Source organism: Pseudomonas shirazica, from assembly GCF_015168335.1.
Taxonomy (GTDB): domain Bacteria; phylum Pseudomonadota; class Gammaproteobacteria; order Pseudomonadales; family Pseudomonadaceae; genus Aquipseudomonas; species Aquipseudomonas asiatica.
In genome coordinates this window covers 1,592,160-1,609,896 of record NZ_CP063456.1, presented here as the reverse complement: position 1 = coordinate 1,609,896, position 17,737 = coordinate 1,592,160, and the positions used below count along the sequence as shown (strand labels likewise).

General features: G+C 64.5%; 14 protein-coding genes. 8 read left to right on the top strand and 6 right to left on the bottom strand.

Annotated features, from left to right (window positions below; translation table 11 throughout):
- Window positions 1–55 precede the first annotated feature (55 nt).
- From IMX18_RS07325 to IMX18_RS07315, 3 genes are read left to right on the top strand one after another with little or no spacing between them, the layout of a single operon-like run.
- On the top strand, window positions 56–517 hold the full coding sequence (locus IMX18_RS07325; protein WP_411829478.1) for an NUDIX hydrolase: 462 nt from the start codon (window positions 56–58) through the stop codon (window positions 515–517).
- Between the two features lie 16 nt (window positions 518–533).
- The gene (locus IMX18_RS07320) at window positions 534–1,493 is read left to right on the top strand and encodes a ribonuclease Z (RefSeq protein ID WP_217190167.1); all 960 of its coding nucleotides are present in this window, start codon (window positions 534–536) and stop codon (window positions 1,491–1,493) included.
- A gap of 34 nt (window positions 1,494–1,527) precedes the next feature.
- Window positions 1,528–2,067 (top strand): P-loop NTPase family protein, encoded by a 540-nt coding sequence (locus IMX18_RS07315; protein ID WP_015270987.1) that lies wholly within the window; start codon window positions 1,528–1,530, stop codon window positions 2,065–2,067.
- A gap of 141 nt (window positions 2,068–2,208) precedes the next feature.
- On the opposite strand, the gene IMX18_RS07310 is transcribed toward IMX18_RS07315, so the two are convergent.
- Together IMX18_RS07310 and IMX18_RS07305 are read right to left on the bottom strand one after the other, a co-directional pair.
- Window positions 2,209–3,492: a Zn-dependent hydrolase gene (locus IMX18_RS07310; protein WP_015270988.1), complete on the bottom strand. Its 1,284-nt coding sequence runs from the start codon at window positions 3,490–3,492 to the stop codon at window positions 2,209–2,211.
- 136 nt (window positions 3,493–3,628) lie between these two features.
- Complete coding sequence (locus tag IMX18_RS07305) at window positions 3,629–5,119, bottom strand: NCS1 family nucleobase:cation symporter-1 (protein ID WP_085720534.1); 1,491 nt, start codon at window positions 5,117–5,119, stop codon at window positions 3,629–3,631.
- Between the two features lie 342 nt (window positions 5,120–5,461).
- Here IMX18_RS07305 and hydA point away from each other — a divergent pair, with 342 nt between their 5' ends.
- From hydA to preA, 3 genes are all read left to right on the top strand, one after another.
- Window positions 5,462–6,901 carry a dihydropyrimidinase gene (gene hydA / locus IMX18_RS07300; RefSeq protein WP_217190168.1) on the top strand — a complete coding sequence of 480 codons (1,440 nt, stop codon included), beginning with the start codon at window positions 5,462–5,464 and terminating at the stop codon, window positions 6,899–6,901.
- 165 nt (window positions 6,902–7,066) lie between these two features.
- On the top strand, window positions 7,067–8,434 hold the full coding sequence (locus IMX18_RS07295) for an NAD(P)-dependent oxidoreductase (protein ID WP_054573016.1): 1,368 nt from the start codon (window positions 7,067–7,069) through the stop codon (window positions 8,432–8,434).
- Window positions 8,435–9,709, top strand: a complete 1,275-nt coding sequence (preA, locus tag IMX18_RS07290; protein ID WP_102083428.1) for an NAD-dependent dihydropyrimidine dehydrogenase subunit PreA — start codon at window positions 8,435–8,437, stop codon at window positions 9,707–9,709.
- 147 nt (window positions 9,710–9,856) lie between these two features.
- Here the strand turns inward: preA and IMX18_RS07285 are convergent, their stop codons facing one another.
- The 4 genes from IMX18_RS07285 to gnd all read right to left on the bottom strand — a co-directional run bounded on the left by IMX18_RS07285 (window position 9,857) and on the right by gnd (window position 15,203).
- Window positions 9,857–10,477 carry a TetR/AcrR family transcriptional regulator gene (locus IMX18_RS07285; protein ID WP_015270992.1) on the bottom strand — a complete coding sequence of 207 codons (621 nt, stop codon included), beginning with the start codon at window positions 10,475–10,477 and terminating at the stop codon, window positions 9,857–9,859.
- Between the two features lie 299 nt (window positions 10,478–10,776).
- On the bottom strand, window positions 10,777–12,573 hold the full coding sequence (locus tag IMX18_RS07280) for a glycoside hydrolase family 15 protein (protein ID WP_217190169.1): 1,797 nt from the start codon (window positions 12,571–12,573) through the stop codon (window positions 10,777–10,779).
- Window positions 12,574–12,717: 144 nt separating this feature from the next.
- Window positions 12,718–14,223, bottom strand: coding sequence for a glucose-6-phosphate dehydrogenase (zwf, locus tag IMX18_RS07275; protein ID WP_039613154.1), 1,506 nt, complete (start codon window positions 14,221–14,223; stop codon window positions 12,718–12,720).
- On the bottom strand, window positions 14,220–15,203 hold the full coding sequence (gene gnd / locus IMX18_RS07270) for a phosphogluconate dehydrogenase (NAD(+)-dependent, decarboxylating) (protein WP_015270995.1): 984 nt from the start codon (window positions 15,201–15,203) through the stop codon (window positions 14,220–14,222). The genes zwf and gnd overlap by 4 nt, the downstream gene beginning before the upstream one ends.
- 203 nt (window positions 15,204–15,406) lie before the next feature.
- On the opposite strand from gnd, the gene IMX18_RS07265 reads away from it, so the two are divergent.
- Window positions 15,407–15,574 carry a DUF6026 family protein gene (locus tag IMX18_RS07265; protein WP_015270996.1) on the top strand — a complete coding sequence of 56 codons (168 nt, stop codon included), beginning with the start codon at window positions 15,407–15,409 and terminating at the stop codon, window positions 15,572–15,574.
- 594 nt (window positions 15,575–16,168) lie between these two features.
- Complete coding sequence (gene glgA / locus IMX18_RS07260; protein WP_217190170.1) at window positions 16,169–17,728, top strand: glycogen synthase GlgA; 1,560 nt, start codon at window positions 16,169–16,171, stop codon at window positions 17,726–17,728.
- Window positions 17,729–17,737: the final 9 nt, after the last annotated feature.

Below are 17,737 nucleotides of genomic sequence, written 5' to 3'. Positions count from 1 at the left end.
ATGCGGCAATCCGGCTAAGGTGTGCGCCCCATGTCACCTCGAAGGAACGAGCCCGTTGAGTACCAAGCCGCTGCCAGCACACCGTATCCGTTTTCTCGCCCTCTGCGTGTTCCATCACCAAGGCAAGATCCTGGTGAACGTGTTCAACGACCCGGCCACCCGCCAGACCCTGTGCCGGCCGCTGGGTGGCGGCATAGAGTTCGGTGAACTGGGCCGCGATGCCATCGCCCGGGAAATCGACGAAGAACTGCGCCAGCCGATCAGCGACGTGCGCCTGCTCGGCACCCTGGAGAACCTGTTCACCTATGCCGGCAAGCCAGGGCATGAGATTGTGCAGGTGTACGATGCACGCTTCGACGACGCCAGCCTGTACCAGCAAGCCTGGCTGGACGGCCAGGAGTCCGACAGCAGCCCATTCCGTGCCCGCTGGTGCGACAGCGCCGACCTGGCGCGCATCGGCGCGCTGGTACCGCAAGGGCTGCAGACGTTGCTGCGCGACCTGTCGCTGCTGGGCTGAAACAAGGAGCCAGACCATGGACCTGCTGTTCCTGGGCACCTCCGCCGGCGTGCCGACCAAGGCACGCAATGTGAGCGGTACCGCAGTGATCGAGGCCAGTGGCAACCAGTGGTACCTTGTCGACTGTGGCGAAGGCACCCAGCACCGGCTGCTGCACACACCGCTGTCGATCCGCGACCTGCGCGCCATCTTCATTACCCACGTGCACGGCGACCATTGCTTCGGCCTGCCGGGCCTGCTGGCCAGCGCCGGCATGAGCGGGCGCACCCAGCCGCTGGACCTTGTCCTGCCCGCCGCCCTGCACGACTGGGTGCGCCAGGGGCTGGTGGCCAGCGATACCTTCCTGCCGTTCGAACTGCGCCTGCTGGCCGTGGAAGAGCTGGTGGAATGGCGCAGTGACGCCCTGGAAGTGACCAGCGTGCATTTGTCGCACCGAGTGCCGAGCGTCGGCTTCGTGTTCACCGAGCTCAACCCCGAACCGCGACTGAACATCCCGCGCCTGGAAGCCGAAGGTATCCCCCGCGGCCCGCTGTGGGGCGAGCTGGCCAAGGGTTTGACGGTGCAACATGGCGGGCGGCGGCTGCACGGCAAGGATTACCTGCGCCCTTCGCGCCCGCCGCGGCGGGTGATCGTGTGCGGCGACAACGACAACCCCGAGCTGTTGGCCGACGCCGCCAGGGGCGCGGACGTGCTGGTGCACGAGGCCACGTTCACCCAGGCGGTGGTCGAGCGCACGGGGGTCACCTTCGGCCACAGCACCGCGGCTGCAGTGGCGCGCTTTGCCGAAGCGGCGGGCGTGCGCAATCTGGTGCTGACGCACTTCAGCGCCCGCTACCAGAACGACCCACGGCGCAGCCCGAGCATCGACAACGTGCGCGACGAAGCCCTCGCCCACTACAGCGGGCAGCTTACCCTGGCGCAGGACCTGCAGCGCTATCACATCGGGCGCGATGGCTGTCTCGAACCGGCCGGATGATTTAGCATGGCCGGTTTTCCAAAAGGACTTGGCCATGCAACGCATCGTGATTCTGGGCAACGCCGGCAGTGGCAAATCGACCCTGGCCCGGCAGATAGGCGCACGCTTGGGCGTGCCGGTGGTGCACCTCGATACGTTGTTCTGGGAGACCGGCTGGGTCGAGCCGGATGCCGAGACCTTCCGTACCCGCGTGCGCAATGCGGTGGCTGGGGAGGCTTGGGTATGCGAGGGCAATTATGCCCGCCGCACGTTCGACCTGCGTCTGCCGCGGGCCGACCTTGTCATCTGGCTGGATACGCCGAGACTGACCTGCCTCAAGCGGGTGATCCTGCGCAGTGTGCTGAACAAGCCCCGACCGGACCTGCCGGCGGGATGTACCGAGCGGCTGGACCGGGCGTTTCTGACCTTTTTGAAGTTCGTATGGACGTTCGATCGGGGGTATCGGCCGGGGATCGAGGCGAGCCGCCAGGCCACAGGGCCGCAAGTGCCGGTGGTGCATTTGCGAGGTGAACGGCAGATTGCGGCGTGTCTGGCAGATCTTACCCAACCCGCCCCGGCAGCGCGGCCCCTGTAGGAGCGGCCTTGTGTCGCGAAAGGGCCGCAAAGCGGCCCCGGCGATGTCCGCGTCTACTTCAAGATCCTGGGGCTGCTGCGCAGCCCGATCGCGACACAAGGCCGCTCCTACAAAAAGCGCGTACTCCTGATACTGACGGCGCTAGGCCGCCAATCGGCCACTGGCAATCGCCTCCGACGCCGCCAGCATCGCGCGCAGCAACACTGCGCAGCCCGCAGCCAGGTCCTCGGGCGTGGCGTTCTCGATCTCGTTATGGCTGATACCGTTCTCGCACGGCACGAATATCATCCCCGCCGGCCCCAGTTCGGCCAGGAAGATCGCGTCGTGCCCCGCGCCGCTGACGATGTCCATGTGCGGCAGGCCCAGCGCCTGCGCCGATTTGCGCACGGCATCGACACAGGCATTGTCGAAGTACAACGCCGGGAAATCAGCCGTAGGCACCAATTCGTGGCTCAGGCCATGCCTGGCACAGGTCGCCTCGATCACCGCACGCACATCGGCAATCATCGCATTCAGCTGCTCACCCTCCAGGTGGCGGAAATCCAGGGTCATGCGCACTTCGCCCGGGATCACGTTGCGCGAGCCCGGGTAGGCCTGCAGGCACCCCACCGTCCCACAGGCATGGGGCTGGTGGCCGAGGGCGGTGCGGTTGACTGCCTCCACCACTGCCGCCGCGCCGACCAGGGCGTCCTTGCGCAGGTGCATGGGCGTAGGGCCGGCGTGGGCCTCGACACCGCGCAAGGTCAGGTCGAACCACTTCTGACCCAGCGCACCCAGCACCACGCCGATGGTCTTGGCCTGATCTTCGAGGATCGGGCCCTGCTCGATATGCGCTTCGAAGTAGGCACCCACCGGGTGGCCTGATACGGCGCGCGGGCCGGCGTAGCCGATGGCGTTCAACGCCTCACCAACACTGACACCCTGGGCGTCGCGCTTGGCCAGGGTTTCCTCCAGCGTGAACTTGCCGGCGAACACCCCGGAGCCCATCATGCACGGCGCAAAGCGCGAGCCTTCCTCGTTGGTCCACACCACCACTTCCAGCGGTGCTTCGGTTTCCACGCCGAGATCGTTGAGGGTACGAATTACCTCCAGCCCGGCCATCACCCCGAAGCAACCGTCGAACTTGCCACCGGTGGGCTGGGTGTCGATATGGCTGCCGGTCATCACCGGGGGCAGCTTGGGGTTACGCCCAGGGCGACGGGCGAAGATGTTGCCGACGGCGTCGATGGTGACCGTGCAACCGGCGGCCTCGCACCACTGCACGAACAGGTCGCGGGCCTGACGGTCGAGGTCGGTCAGGGCCAGGCGGCACACGCCGCCCTTGGCGGTGGCACCGAGGCGGGCCAGGTCCATCAGGGACTGCCACAGGCGGGTGCTGTCGATGTGGTGGGCGGTGGTCTTCAGGATCTCTTTGACTGGGGTCACGGGTTTCTCCTTCAGGCTTTTTGTTGTCTGTGCCGCCTCTTCGCGGGCATGCCCGCTCCCACAGGATCACCACAGGTCTGGAAAACCGTGCAGTACCTGTGGGAGCGGGCGAGCCCGCGAAGAAGCCAGCGCGGTCTCACGGCAAGGGCTTGGCCACCCGCGCCGGGCTGCGCGCGACCACACGGGCCAAGAGGTAATACAGCGCCCCACCCAGCAGCGAACCGGTGAACCAACCGTAGTCGTAGAACCAGCTGAAACTGCTGTTGCCAATCGCCATGACGGTCAGCGCCACCGGCAACGCAAAGGCGGCAAAACCGGCCCAGTTCCATGCCGGGTACACGTCGTCACGGTACAGCCCGGCCAGGTCCAGCTCCTGCCGGCGGATCAGGAAGTAGTCCACCACCATGATCCCGGCGATCGGCCCTAGCAGGCTCGAATAGCCCAGCAGCCAGTTGGAATACACGCTCTCCAGGCTCAGGTCGGAGACGATCCAGCCCAGCTTCTTCAGCAGCTCATGGCCCATCAGCGCCAGGCCGATGAAGCCGGTCAGCCACACCGCGCGGCTGCGCCCGATCAGGCGTGGGGCGATGTTCTGGAAGTCGTTGGTCGGCGACACGATGTTCGCTGCAGTATTGGTCGACAGCGTGGCGATCACGATCAGCGCCATGGCCAGGGCCACCCAGAACGGGCTGTGGATCTTGCCGATCAGGCTGACCGGGTCGGACACGGTCTCGCCAACCAGCGATGCCGAGGCTGCGGTCAGCACCACGCCCAGCGCAGCAAACAGGAACATGGTCAGCGGCAAGCCGAAGATCTGCCCGAGAATCTGGTCCTTCTGGCTGCGGGCATAGCGGCTGAAGTCGGGGATGTTCAGCGATAGCGTGGCCCAGAAACCGACCATGGCGGTAAGCCCGGCGCAGAAGTAGCCGAGCATGTTCGCCCCTTCCGGGCGCTTGGGCGGCTGGGCCAGCAATTCGGTCATCGACATGTGCGGCACGGCCCAGAACAGCAGGCCGACACCCACGGCCACCAGCAGCGGTGCCGACAGCGTTTCGAGCCACTTGATCGACTCGGCGCCACGCAGCACCACCCACAGGTTCAGGCACCAGAAGATCATGAAGCCGATCACCTCGCCGGTGCCGCCCAGGGCCTTCCAGCCGTCGAACACCGAGCCAAGGAACAGGTGGATGGCCAGGCCACCGAACATGGTCTGGATGCCGAACCAGCCACAGGCGACCACCGCCCGGATCAGGCATGGCACGTTTGAGCCGAGTATGCCGAACGACGAACGCAGCAGCACCGGGAACGGAATGCCATACTTGGTGCCAGGGAAGGCGTTGAGGGTGAGCGGGATCAGCACGATCAGGTTGGCCAGCAGAATAGCCAGCAAGGCCTCGCCAACGCTGAGGCCGAAGTAGGCGGTCAGCACGCCACCGAGGGTGTAGGTGGGCACGCAGATGGACATGCCCACCCACAGGGCGGTGATGTGCCATTTGTTCCAGGTGCGCTGGTGCACCTTGGTCGGGGCGATGTCGTGGTTGTAGCGCGGGCTGTCGAGGACATCGCTACCTTCGGACAGCTCGAACAGGCCATCGCGCTCGACCACTTCCGATCTGCTCTGCTGCATGGGGGGCTTTCTCCAGATTTTCTTCTAGTTGTTGCCCATCGGGCTGATGCGATGGCCGGAGTACTCACGGTTCATGTGCTTGAAAATCTCGACCAGATTTTCATCTTGTCAAGTAAGTCAAAGCATCAGAAAGCTACGCAGTCAGCACCAATAATTAAATTAACCCATTAATTTCAATCACTTAAAAACCACAAAATTAATGGGAAAATTTTCTTGCTGAATCCCGGATCAGCATCTAGCCTCGAATCTTGTCAGGCCTGACAGGATTAACCGCCCTGCCCGCCCTGCATCAAGAAAACTCCAAGAACCGGCCCAGACCGGTCAGCCTGCGAGGAAAACGGCATGTCCCTGTTGATCCGTGGCGCCACCGTGGTCACCCACGAAGAGAGTTACCCCGCTGATGTCCTGTGTGCCGATGGCCTGATCCGTGCCATTGGGCAAAACCTCGAACCGCCCACCGACTGCCAGATCCTCGACGGCAGTGGCCAGTACCTGATGCCCGGCGGCATCGACCCGCACACCCACATGCAGCTGCCGTTCATGGGCACGGTGGCCAGCGAGGATTTCTTCAGCGGCACCGCCGCGGGCCTGGCCGGTGGCACCACTTCGATCATCGACTTCGTCATCCCCAACCCGCAGCAGTCGTTGCTTGAGGCCTTCCACACCTGGCGCGGCTGGGCGCAGAAAAGCGCCAGCGACTACGGCTTCCATGTCGCCATTACCTGGTGGAGCGAGCAGGTAGCCGAAGAGATGGGCGAACTGGTGGCCAAACATGGGGTGAACAGCTTCAAGCACTTCATGGCCTACAAGAATGCGATCATGGCCGCCGACGACACCCTGGTGGCCAGCTTCGAGCGCTGCCTGCAACTGGGTGCAGTGCCCACCGTGCATGCCGAGAACGGCGAGCTGGTGTACCACCTGCAGAAAAAACTGCTGGCCCAGGGCCTGACCGGGCCGGAAGCCCACCCGCTGTCACGCCCATCCCAGGTCGAGGGTGAAGCGGCCAGCCGAGCCATCCGCATTGCCGAGACGCTGGGCACACCACTGTATCTGGTGCACGTTTCCAGCCGCGAAGCGCTGGATGAAATCGCCTATGCCAGAGGCAAGGGCCAGCCGGTCTACGGCGAAGTCCTGCCCGGCCATCTGCTGCTGGATGACAGCGTCTACCGTGACCCTGACTGGGCCACCGCCGCAGGCTACGTGATGAGTCCCCCGTTCCGTCCGCGTGAACACCAGGAGGCGCTGTGGCGTGGGCTGCAATCGGGCAACCTGCACACCACCGCCACCGACCACTGCTGCTTCTGCGCCGAGCAGAAAGCCATGGGGCGCGACGATTTCAGCCGTATCCCCAACGGCACTGCCGGCATCGAGGACCGCTTGGCGGTGCTGTGGGATGCAGGGGTCAACAACGGGCGCCTGTCGATGCATGAGTTCGTTGCGCTGACCTCCACCAACACCGCGAAAATCTTCAACCTCTTCCCTCGCAAGGGTGCCATTCGTGTTGGTGCCGACGCCGACCTGGTGCTGTGGGACCCGCAAGGCACGCGCACCATCTCGGCCAAGACCCACCACCAGCAGGTGGACTTCAACATCTTCGAAGGCCGTACCGTGCGCGGCATCCCCAGCCATACCATCAGCCAGGGCAAGGTGCTCTGGGCCGATGGCGACCTGCGTGCGGAAAAAGGCGCGGGGCGGTATGTGGAACGGCCGGCGTATCCGTCGGTGTACGAGGTGCTGGGGCGCAGGGCCGAAGTGCAGCGGCCGACGCCCGTACAGCGCTGAAGCCATTGGGGCTGCTGCGCAGCCCATCGCGACACAAGGCCGCTCCTACAGGAGTGCGCGGTTCCTTGTAGGAGCGGCCTTGTGTCGCGATGGGGCGCGCAGCGGCCCCAGAAACCACCGCAATGCTTGTCGCCTGCATCCATAAAAAATAGAGAGGCTACAACCGTGATCGACGCCCTGAACCACTTGCCGCGCCCACGGGCCGGCGCCGACCAGCTGGCCGAGCGCTTCAGCGACCTGGCCCCACCCCTCACCGCCCGCCAGGCCGCCGTCGAAAGCGCACGCTGCCTGTATTGCTATGACGCCCCCTGCGTCAACGCTTGCCCCAGTGACATCGACATCCCGTCGTTCATCCACCGCATCAGCGACGAAAACCTGCAAGGCGCCGCCGAGCGCATCCTCTCGGCCAACATCCTCGGCGGCAGTTGCGCCCGCGTCTGCCCCACCGAAATCCTTTGCCAGCAAGCCTGCGTGCGCAACAACGCGCAGGAATGCGCACCGGTGCTGATCGGCCAGCTGCAGCGCTATGCTCTGGACAACGCCCACTTCACCGAGCACCCGTTCCAACGCTCGCCGGCCACCGGCAAGCGCATCGCCGTGGTCGGTGCCGGCCCTGCCGGGCTGTCGTGTGCCCACCGCCTGGCCATGCACGGGCATGATGTGGTGGTGTTCGAGGCCAGCGACAAGGCCGGTGGCCTCAACGAGTACGGCATCGCCCGCTACAAGCTGGTGGACGACTATGCCCAGCGTGAGGTGGAATTCCTGCTCGGCATCGGCGGCATCGAGATCCGCCATGGCCAGCGCCTGGGCAGCAACTTTGGCCTGGGCGAGCTGCGCGACCAGTTCGACGCAGTGTTCCTCGGCCTGGGCCTGAATGCCGTGCGCCAGCTCGGCCTGCCTGATGAAGAAGCCCCCGGCCTGCTCGCCGCCACCGCCTACATCCGCGAACTGCGCCAGGCCGACGACCTGAGCCAGTTGCCCCTCGCCGACCGCTGCCTGGTGATCGGCGCCGGTAACACCGCCATCGACATGGCCGTGCAGATGAGCCGCTTGGGTGCCCGCGACGTAAACCTGGTGTACCGCCGTGGCCATGCCGACATGGGCGCCACCGGCCACGAGCAGGATATCGCCAAGGCCAACCAGGTGCGCCTGCATACCTGGGCCCGCCCCGATGCCGTGTTGCTGGACGACAGCGGCAAGGTGCGCGGTATGCGCTTTGCCCGCACCGAGCTGGCAGACGGCCGCCTGCGCGACACCGGCGAAACCTTCGAACTGGCTGCCGATGCCATCTTCAAGGCCATCGGCCAACGCTTCGACGACGCCAGCCTCGTCGACCCGGTGGCCGCACAACTGGCGCGCGACGGCGAGCGCATCCGCGTCGACGAAACGATGCAGACCAGCCTGCCGGGCGTCTATGCCGGCGGCGACTGCACCGCCCTGGGCCAGGACCTTACCGTCCAGGCCGTGCAACACGGCAAGCTGGCCGCCGAAGCCATCCATGCCCAACTCATGCTCAACGTGGAGGCTGCGTAAATGGCCGACCTGTCCATCGAATTTGCCGGCATCAAGGCACCCAACCCCTTCTGGCTGGCCTCCGCTCCGCCAACCGACAAGGCCTACAACGTGGTCCGCGCCTTCGAGGCCGGCTGGGGTGGCGTAGTGTGGAAAACACTCGGTGAAGACCCGGCGGCAGTCAACGTGTCGTCGCGCTACTCGGCGCATTACGGCCCCAACCGCCAGGTGCAGGGCATCAACAACATCGAGCTCATCACCGACCGCTCACTGGACATCAACCTGCGCGAAATCACCCAGGTGAAGAAGGACTGGCCCGACCGCGCACTGATCGTGTCGCTGATGGTGCCCTGCGTGGAAGACTCGTGGAAGTTCATACTGCCGCTGGTGGAAGCCACCGGGGCCGATGGCATCGAACTGAATTTCGGCTGTCCGCACGGCATGCCGGAGCGCGGCATGGGCGCGGCGGTCGGCCAGGTGCCGGATTACGTGGAAATGGTCACCCGCTGGTGCAAGACGTACTGCTCGCTGCCGGTGATCGTCAAACTCACGCCGAACATCACCGATATCCGCCAGTCGGCCCGCGCCGCGCACCGTGGCGGGGCGGATGCGGTGTCGTTGATCAATACCATCAACTCGATCACCAGCGTCGACCTCGATCGCATGGTCGCCCACCCCATCGTTGGCGACCAGAGCACCCATGGTGGTTATTGCGGTTCGGCGGTGAAGCCGATTGCCCTGAACATGGTCGCGGAAATCGCCCGCGACCCGCAAACGCTCGGCTTGCCCATCTGTGGTATTGGCGGCATAGGCAGTTGGCGTGACGCAGCCGAGTTCATGGCCCTGGGCAGTGGCGCTGTACAGGTGTGCACGGCAGCGATGCTGCACGGCTTCCGCATCGTCGAGGACATGAAGGACGGCCTGGCGCGCTGGATGGACCAGCACGGGCACCCCAACATCGAAGCGTTCCGCGGCCAGGCGGTGGGGCATACCACCGACTGGAAGTACCTGGACATGAACTACAAGTCGGTGGCGCACATCGACCAGCAAGCATGCATTGGCTGCGGGCGCTGCCACATTGCCTGTGAGGACACTTCGCACCAGGCGATTGCCAGTACGTTGCAGGCTGACGGGACGCATATCTACAGCGTGATCGAAGAGGAATGCGTGGGCTGCAACCTGTGCCAGATCACCTGCCCGGTGGAGAGCTGCATCGAGATGGTGGCCCAGGATACCGGCAAGCCGTACCTGAACTGGACGCAGGACCCGCGTAATCCCTACCGCGAGGCCAGTTGAGGCAATTGGGGCTGCCTTGCAGCCCTTCGCGGGCACGCCCGCTCCCACAGGGATCGCGCCGCTTGGGAGGGCAGCGAAACACCTGTGGGAGCGGGCGTGCCCGCGAAGGGCCGCAAAGCGGCCCCAATCGCTCAGCGTACACCGACCTCAAGGCTCCAGCCCGATCCCCCGCAAGATCACGCTGGTCACCGTCTGCACGGCATTTTCAAAGGCCATGTCCGACAACGCCTCCCCGCCATTGAGCAACGTCACCTGGTAACCAAAGTCGGCATAGTGCTGGGTCGAGGCCCAGATCATGTACAAAAGTGCCGACGGCTCCACCGGCAGGATGCGCCCCTCCTCCACCCAGCGGCGGATCTTGGCTTCCTTCAACTTGGCCCAGGGCACCAGGCTTTCATCCAGGTTCACCCCCAGCACCGGCGCCCCATGCAGCATCTCTTCGGCCCAGATCTTCGAGCCCAGCGGCCGCGAGCGCGAGTGGCCCATCTTCGCCCGGATGTAACTGGTCAGCACCACGCGCGGGTCGTCGAAGTTCTCGAAGCACAGCGCGTCCTGCTTCCACACATCCAGCAGGTCCTGCAGCACTGCGCGGAACAGATCGTCCTTGGTGCTGAAGTAATAATGCAGGTTGGAACGCGGCAGCTCGGCCTGCTCGGCGATATCACCCATCGACGTGGCGCCGTAGCCCTTCTCGGCGAACACCTTTTCCGCCGCCTGCAGGATCTTCTCGATATTGCGCCGGCGGATTTCGATCTTGTGATTGGCCATCAGGCTTGGGCCGTCCACACCGCCAGCTCATAACCGTCTGGGTAGATGAAATTGAACTCGATGTTGTCGATCTGCCGATCAGTACCGCGAATGCCCATGTGTGCTCCGTGCCGAAGGGGTATGCCCTAGTCTACTCCGCTTACTCCAAGCCGGCGCAATCCCTGTAGGAGCGGCCTTGTGTCGCGAAAGGGGTGCGTAGCGCCCCCGGGATTTCAGCCTCACTGCATGAATTGCCGGGGCTGCTTTGCAGCCCGATCGCGACACAAGGCCGCTCCTACAGGGGGAGACCGCCACCTGACTTAGCTACAGCTCGCCCGATCACGCACCGGGCACTGTGCGCGGTGCAGGTTCAGTGCGGTGTTGATGATGCCGATATGGCTGAACGCCTGGGGGAAGTTGCCAAGCATGCGCTGGCCCGCGGGGTCGTACTGTTCGGCCAGCAGGCCAACGTCGTTGCACAGGCCGGTCAGGCGTTCGTACAGTGCCTGCGCTTCTGCCTGGCGACCTAGCAGAACATATACGTCGGCCAGCCAGAACGAACACACCAGGAAGGTGCCCTCCCCTGGAGTCAGGCCATCGCTACAGCTGTCGCTGTCATAGCGCAGCAGAAGACCGTTTTTCATCAGGCGCTGTTCGACCTGTTCAAGCGTGCGCAAAAAGCGTGGGTCATCAGCCGGCAGGAAGCCGGTCAGGGCAATCTGCAACAAACTGGCGTCCATCTCGGTCGAGCCATAGGCCTGGACGAAAAAACGGCCGCTGGGGTCCAGACCCCGCGCGCATACTTCACGACGAATCTCGTCAGCCACCTGGCGGTAGTGCTGCCCACGCTCGCGGCCTTCCTCGGTGGTGTCGGCCAGCCCTGCGGCACGGTCGAAGGCAACCCAGGCCATGACCTTGGAGTGCACGAACTGCTGCCGGCCGCCGCGCACTTCCCAGATGCCCTCGTCCGGCTGGCGCCAGATGCGCTCGACGTAAGGCAGGATCAGACGTGAGATGGCGGCGCTACGTGGATGGCGGGGCAAGCCCCCCTTTATTGCCTGGGTCATGGCATCGGCGAGTTCGCCGTAGATGTCCAGTTGCATCTGCCCTGACGCTGCGTTGCCCACCCGCACCGGTTGCGAGTGCTCGTAGCCGGCCAGCCACGGCAAGGTGTATTCCTGCAGGTCGCGCTCACCGGCCAGCCCATACATGATCTGCATCTGCTCGGGGTTGCCAGCCACCGAGCGCAACAGCCATTCCCGCCAGGCCTGGGCTTCGTCGAAGTAGCCGAGGTTCATGAAGGCCAGCAGGGTCATGGTCGCGTCGCGCAGCCAACAGAAGCGGTAGTCCCAGTTGCGCTCGTGGCCGATGCGCTCGGGCAGCGAGGTGGTGACGGCGGCAACGATGCCGCCGGTGGGCGCGTAGGTCATGGCCTTGAGGGTCAGCAGCGAACGGCGCACCAGGGCGGAATATGGGCCCACCTGTGGGCAGCGGGCGGCGAAGGCCCGCCATTGGTCGATGGTCTGCGCCAGCGCTTGGTCGATATCACAGCCGGGCTGCACCGGCAGGTGCGAGGGCTGGTGGCGCAGGCTGAACACCTGGCGTTCGCCCGCGCCAACGCGAAAGCGGGCGACCGTGTGCTGGTCACGGGCATGCGGGGGGACGGTGCTGCACAGGATCAGCCGGTCGGGGCCGGCGACGGCGCTGAGGGTCAGCGGGTCCAGCCGTTCTACCCAGGGCACGCTGCGGCCATAGTCGAAGCGCATCACCAGGTCCATCTCGAAGTTGGTTTCGCCTGCGAGGCCCTCGACGATACGCACCAGCGAGTTGACCTCGCCCAGCGGCATGAAGTCGAGCACACGGGCGCGGCCGGTGGCGGTGACCCAGGTGGTTTCCAGCACCAAGGTGTCGTCCACATATTGGCGGCTACTGTATTCGACCGGGTCGCAGGGGGCCAGGCGCCAGCGGCCGTTTTCTTCGTTGCCCAGCAGGGCGGCGAATACCGCGGGGGCGTCGAAGCGTGGCAGGCACAGCCAGTCGAGCGAGCCATCGCGGCTGACCAGGGCGGCGCTGCGGCAGTTGCCCAGCAGGGCATAGTCTTCGATGTGGGCAGGCATTGGGGCTCCTTTGTGTGTTTGCCTGTGACGGCCTCTTCGCGGGCACGCCCGCTCCCACAGGTGCACCACAGCCCGTGAAGGCGGTGCAATACCTGTGGGAGCGGGCGTGCCCGCGAAAGGGCCGGCACAGGCTCTACAAAAAACTCACCCCAAGCGATGCCACTCGCGCTTGTCCCGCGCCAGCAATTCATTGCCGGCCTCGGGCCCGTCTTCACCGGCCGGGTACTCATGCACCTCGCCGCCCTGGGCCCAGGCATCGAGGAACGGCTGCACCGCGCGCCAGCCGTTCTCGATGTTGTCAGCCCGCTGGAACAAGGTCTGGTCACCGGTCAGGCAATCGTAGATCAGCGTTTCGTAGCCGGTCGCCGGGGTCATCTTGAAGAAGTCCTTGTAGGCAAAGCCCAGCTCGACATTCTCCATCACCAGCTCCGGCCCGGGGCGCTTGGCCTGCAGGTCGAACCACATGCCTTCGTTGGGCTGGATCTGGATCTTCAGGTAATTGGGCTTGGGCCGCTCCAGCTCCGACTCGCGGAACTGCGCATAGGGCGCAGGCTTGAAGCAGATGGCGATTTCGGTATCACGCACGCTCATGCGCTTGCCAGTACGCAGGTAGAACGGCACGCCGGCCCAGCGCCAGTTGTCGATCATCACCTTGAGCGCCACATAGGTCTCGGTCTGGCTATCCGCCGCGACGTTGGGCTCGTGGCGGTAGCCAGGCAACTGCTTGCGCCCCTGTTTGCCGGCACCGTACTGGCCACGCACGGAATTTTTCAGGGCCATCTTTGCCGACCATGGGCGGATGGCGCCGACCACCTTGGCCTTTTCGCTGCGCACGGCATCGGCGGCGAACGCGGCCGGGGGTTCCATGGCCACCATCGCCAGCAACTGGAACAGGTGGTTGGGCACCATGTCGCGCAGCGCCCCGGTGCTGTCATAGAACGCACCACGGGTCTCGACGCCGACGGTTTCCGCGGCGGTGATCTGCACATGGTCGATGTAGTGGTTGTTCCAGAACGATTCGAACAAGCCGTTGGAGAACCGGCTGACCAGGATGTTCTGCACCGTCTCTTTGCCCAGGTAATGGTCGATGCGGTAGATCTGCCGCTCGCCCATCACCTTCAGCAGGCAGGCGTTGAGCGCCTCGGCGCTGGCCAGGTCGGTGCCAAAGGGCTTTTCCACCACGACCCGGCGAAAGCCGCCGGCCGATTCGTCGAGCAGCCCGGCCTGCCCCAGGCGCTGCGCCACCTCGGGGAAGAACCGCGGCGAGGTCGCCAGGTAGAAGATGGCGTTGCCATGGCGGGTCGTGTCGATGCGCTTGGCGAGGGCCTGGTAGGTGGCCGGGTCGAGGAAATCGCCGGTCTGGTAATCCAGGCGCTTGGCCAGGCGTGCCCAGAGCTTCTCATCCAGGCACTTGGCCGTGCCCTCGCCGCCTTTGTCACGCTCGACCATGAACGCGTGCAGGCGTTCGGCGAATTCCTCGGCAGTGGCCGGGTTATGGTCGACGCCAACAATGCGCAGGTTGCGGTCCAGCAGACCGTCACGGCTGAGGTTGTAAAGCGCCGGCATCAGCAGGCGCTTTACCAGGTCGCCATTGGCGCCGAACAGGAACAGGGTGCATGGCGGAGCAGCCGGAATGCTCTGTTTGGTCATTCGGCTTTTTTCTCGACGTGGCCACCGAAGCCCAGGCGCATGGCCGAGAGAATCTTGTCACCATAGGTGCCTTGCTGCTGGCGCGAGCGGAAGCGGGCGAACAGCGCGCTGGACAGCACCGGCACCGGCACCGCCTGCTCGACGGCGGCGTCGATGGTCCAGCGGCCCTCACCACTGTCGGACACCGAGCCACTGAATTGCGACAGCTGCGGGTCGGCCACCAGCGCATCGGCAGTGAGGTCGAGCAGCCACGAGGTAACCACGCTGCCACGCCGCCACACTTCGGCGATTTCGGCCACGTTCAGGTCGAAACGCTGGTCTTCCGGCAGTTCGTTGCCGCCCTTGCTGCGCAGCAGGTCGAAGCCTTCGGCGTATGCCTGCATCAGGCCGTATTCGATGCCGTTGTGCACCATTTTCACGTAGTGCCCGGCACCGGGTGGGCCGGCATGGATGTAGCCGTGCTCGGCACGCTGGTGCTCGCCGCTGCGGCCATGGGTACGCGGGATGTCACCCACGCCCGGGGCCAGCGCCTTGAACAGCGGCTCCAGGCGCTCGAACACTTCCTTTTCGCCACCGATCATCATGCAGTAGCCACGGTCCAGGCCCCACACACCGCCCGAGGTGCCGACATCCAGGTAATGCAGCCCGCGCTTGGCCAGTTCGGCGGCGCGGCGCATGTCGTCCTTGTAGAAGGTGTTGCCGCCGTCGATGATCGCATCGCCCGGCTCCAGCAGTTCGGCCAGTTGGGCGATGGTCTGCTCGGTGGGCTCGCCGGCGGGCAACATGACCCACACCGCGCGCGGCGCTTTCAGCTTCTGTACCAGCGCACCGAGGTCGTGCGCACCCTGGGCGCCCTCGCCCTCCAGACCGGTGATGGCCTCACGGTTGCGGTCATGCACCACAGTACGGTGGCCGGCGCGCATCAGGCGCCTTGCGATATTGCCGCCCATGCGGCCCAGCCCGATGATTCCCAGTTGCATGAGCCGATGCTCCCCTTTCGAAATAAATGACAACACAATCCAGCTTTTCAGGTTAGTCCAGCGTACCGCTCGAGGGTTCAGCGACGAACGGCGGGACCACGATAAACAAAAAAGTTCCCAAGACCTGCGAAAGAATTCAGAATGCGCCCGCGTGAAGCGTCTACGCTTTGACTTGTCACCAGCCAAAACCGCGAGGTGTGTCCATGGGTACTTTGATGCCTGCAACCCCAACCCAGACCCTCTATGTCTCCGTGCGCCGTGATGAGCTGCGTAAACTGAAGGACGAACGTGACCAGCTGCGCCAGCAGGTCGCCCAACTGAACCTGCTGCTGGCGCAACAACGCGCTGAAGACAAAGCTGTCAGCCTCTGATTGTACCTTCTTCTCGTGGGAGCTGAACGGCTCCCACCCTGCTTGTCTCTCTCTGATTCCTCTTTTCCAGGCCCGGCCTCTTCGCGGGCACGCCCGCTCCCACGAAGACTGCGAAAGAATCCAACATCTGCCTTGCGCCCCACTCTGGTGCATCAGCACCTGAAAGCCACAATTTGGCGCACCATCCCCATACCCCCGCCCGCACCTTTTCACATCCGGTCACAAACGCCAACGTTTGCGTCTATTCCGCGGCATGACAATAGTGACCAGCGGGTCACCTTTTCATCTATTTCTCTCCTACACTCGGGTTTCGGCCCGCCATTTGCTCAACGGAAGAGTGACGAAAAAAAGTCGAACTTTCCGGAACGCGGGCAGGTCAGGAACTAAGTAGGCCAAACGCAAAGGGACTTCCCAGCATCGGCCCACATACCCCACCAGCCCAATCGCCTTCGGCCGGAATGCCGATCGCGCCGTGCCTGCGTGCACGACCCTGGGGCATGGAACGCACTACGCAGAATCCAGAATCAGAGAGAACCAACACGAAACATCGCCACGGGTGCCAGCACCCGGCCAAGCATAGGGACGGAGAGAAGTATGATCAGTGCCGCTGTCGAGCCTCACGTAGATTCATTCAACCCGGACAACCGCGAACCGCTCACCCCGGACTTCGCCACGACAGGCAAGGCACCCGGCGCCCAGCGCCAGCACAACCGCAACAAGCGCAAGATTTTGTTCGTGACCTCGGAAATCGCCGACCTGGTGAAAACCGGTGGCCTGGGAGACGTGTCCGCAGCCCTGCCCCGTGCCCTGGCGCACCTGCACGATGTGCGGGTGCTGATCCCCGGCTACCGGCAGGTGATGGAAAGCGACAACCCCATCCACATCGTCGGTGAACTGGGTGGCCACGCCGCACTGCCGCCGTGCAAGATCGGGCGCATGGACATGGCCGACGGCCTGGTCATCTATGTGCTGATCTGCCCCGAGCTGTACCAGCGTGACGGCACTCCCTATGGTGCCAACAACGGCCGCGACTGGCCCGACAACCACATCCGCTTCGCCCGCCTGGGCCTGGCCGCCGCCGAAATCGCCGCCGGCGAAGGCAGGATCCACTGGAAGCCCGAAGTGGTGCACGCCCACGACTGGCCCGCCGGCCTGGCACCGGCCTACATGCACTGGCGCGGGCTGAGCACGCCAACCCTGTTCACCATCCACAACCTGGCCTACCAAGGTGTGTACAGCCGCGGCTGCAGCCCGGAACTGGCAATCCCCGAACACGCCATGCAGCAGGAAGGCATGGAGTTCTACGGCAAGCTGTCGTTCCTCAAGGCCGGCTTGGCCTACGCCAGCCACATCACCACGGTCAGCGCCACCTATGCCCGGGAAATCACTACCCCGGAATTTGGCTGCGGCCTGGACGGTTTCCTCGCCAGCAAGGCCCAGCAAGGCCTGCTCGGCGGCATTCCCAACGGCATCGACGAAAGCTGGGACTCGGCCACCGACAAGCACCTGCAGCACAACTTCAGCATCAACGACTGGGAAGGCAAGGCGCGCAATGCCCAGGAAGTACGCGCGCTGTTCCAACTGCAGCCCTCTGAAGGGCCCTTGTTCGCAGTGGTTTCGCGCCTGGTCTACCAGAAAGGCCTGGACCTGACCCTGGGTGTGGCCGACTACATCGTCGAGCAAGGCGGGCAGATCGCGATCATCGGCCGCGGCGAGCCGGAAGAAGAGCAGGCCATGCGCGAACTGGCGCTACGCCACCCGGGCCGTATCGGCGTGCGCATCGGCTTCAACGAAACCGATGCCCGGCGCATGTTCGCCGGCAGCGACTTCCTGCTGATGCCGTCTCGCTACGAGCCATGCGGCCTCAGCCAGATGTACGCACAGCGCTTCGGCTCGCTGCCGGTAGCGCGCAAGACCGGTGGCCTGGCCGACACCATCGAGTGCGGCGTTACCGGCTTCCTGTTCAACGAGTCCACCGTCGAGAGCTATCGCGAGGCACTCAGCCGCGCCTTCTATGTATATGGCAAGAAGGACCTGCTGAATGCCATGCGCTGCCTGTCGATGACCCAACCGTTCAACTGGTGCCAGGCCGTGGAGCCCTATGCACGTCTGTACGAGGACCTGGTCAAGCAGGCGCAGCACAGCCACTACTGAACGGGGAGT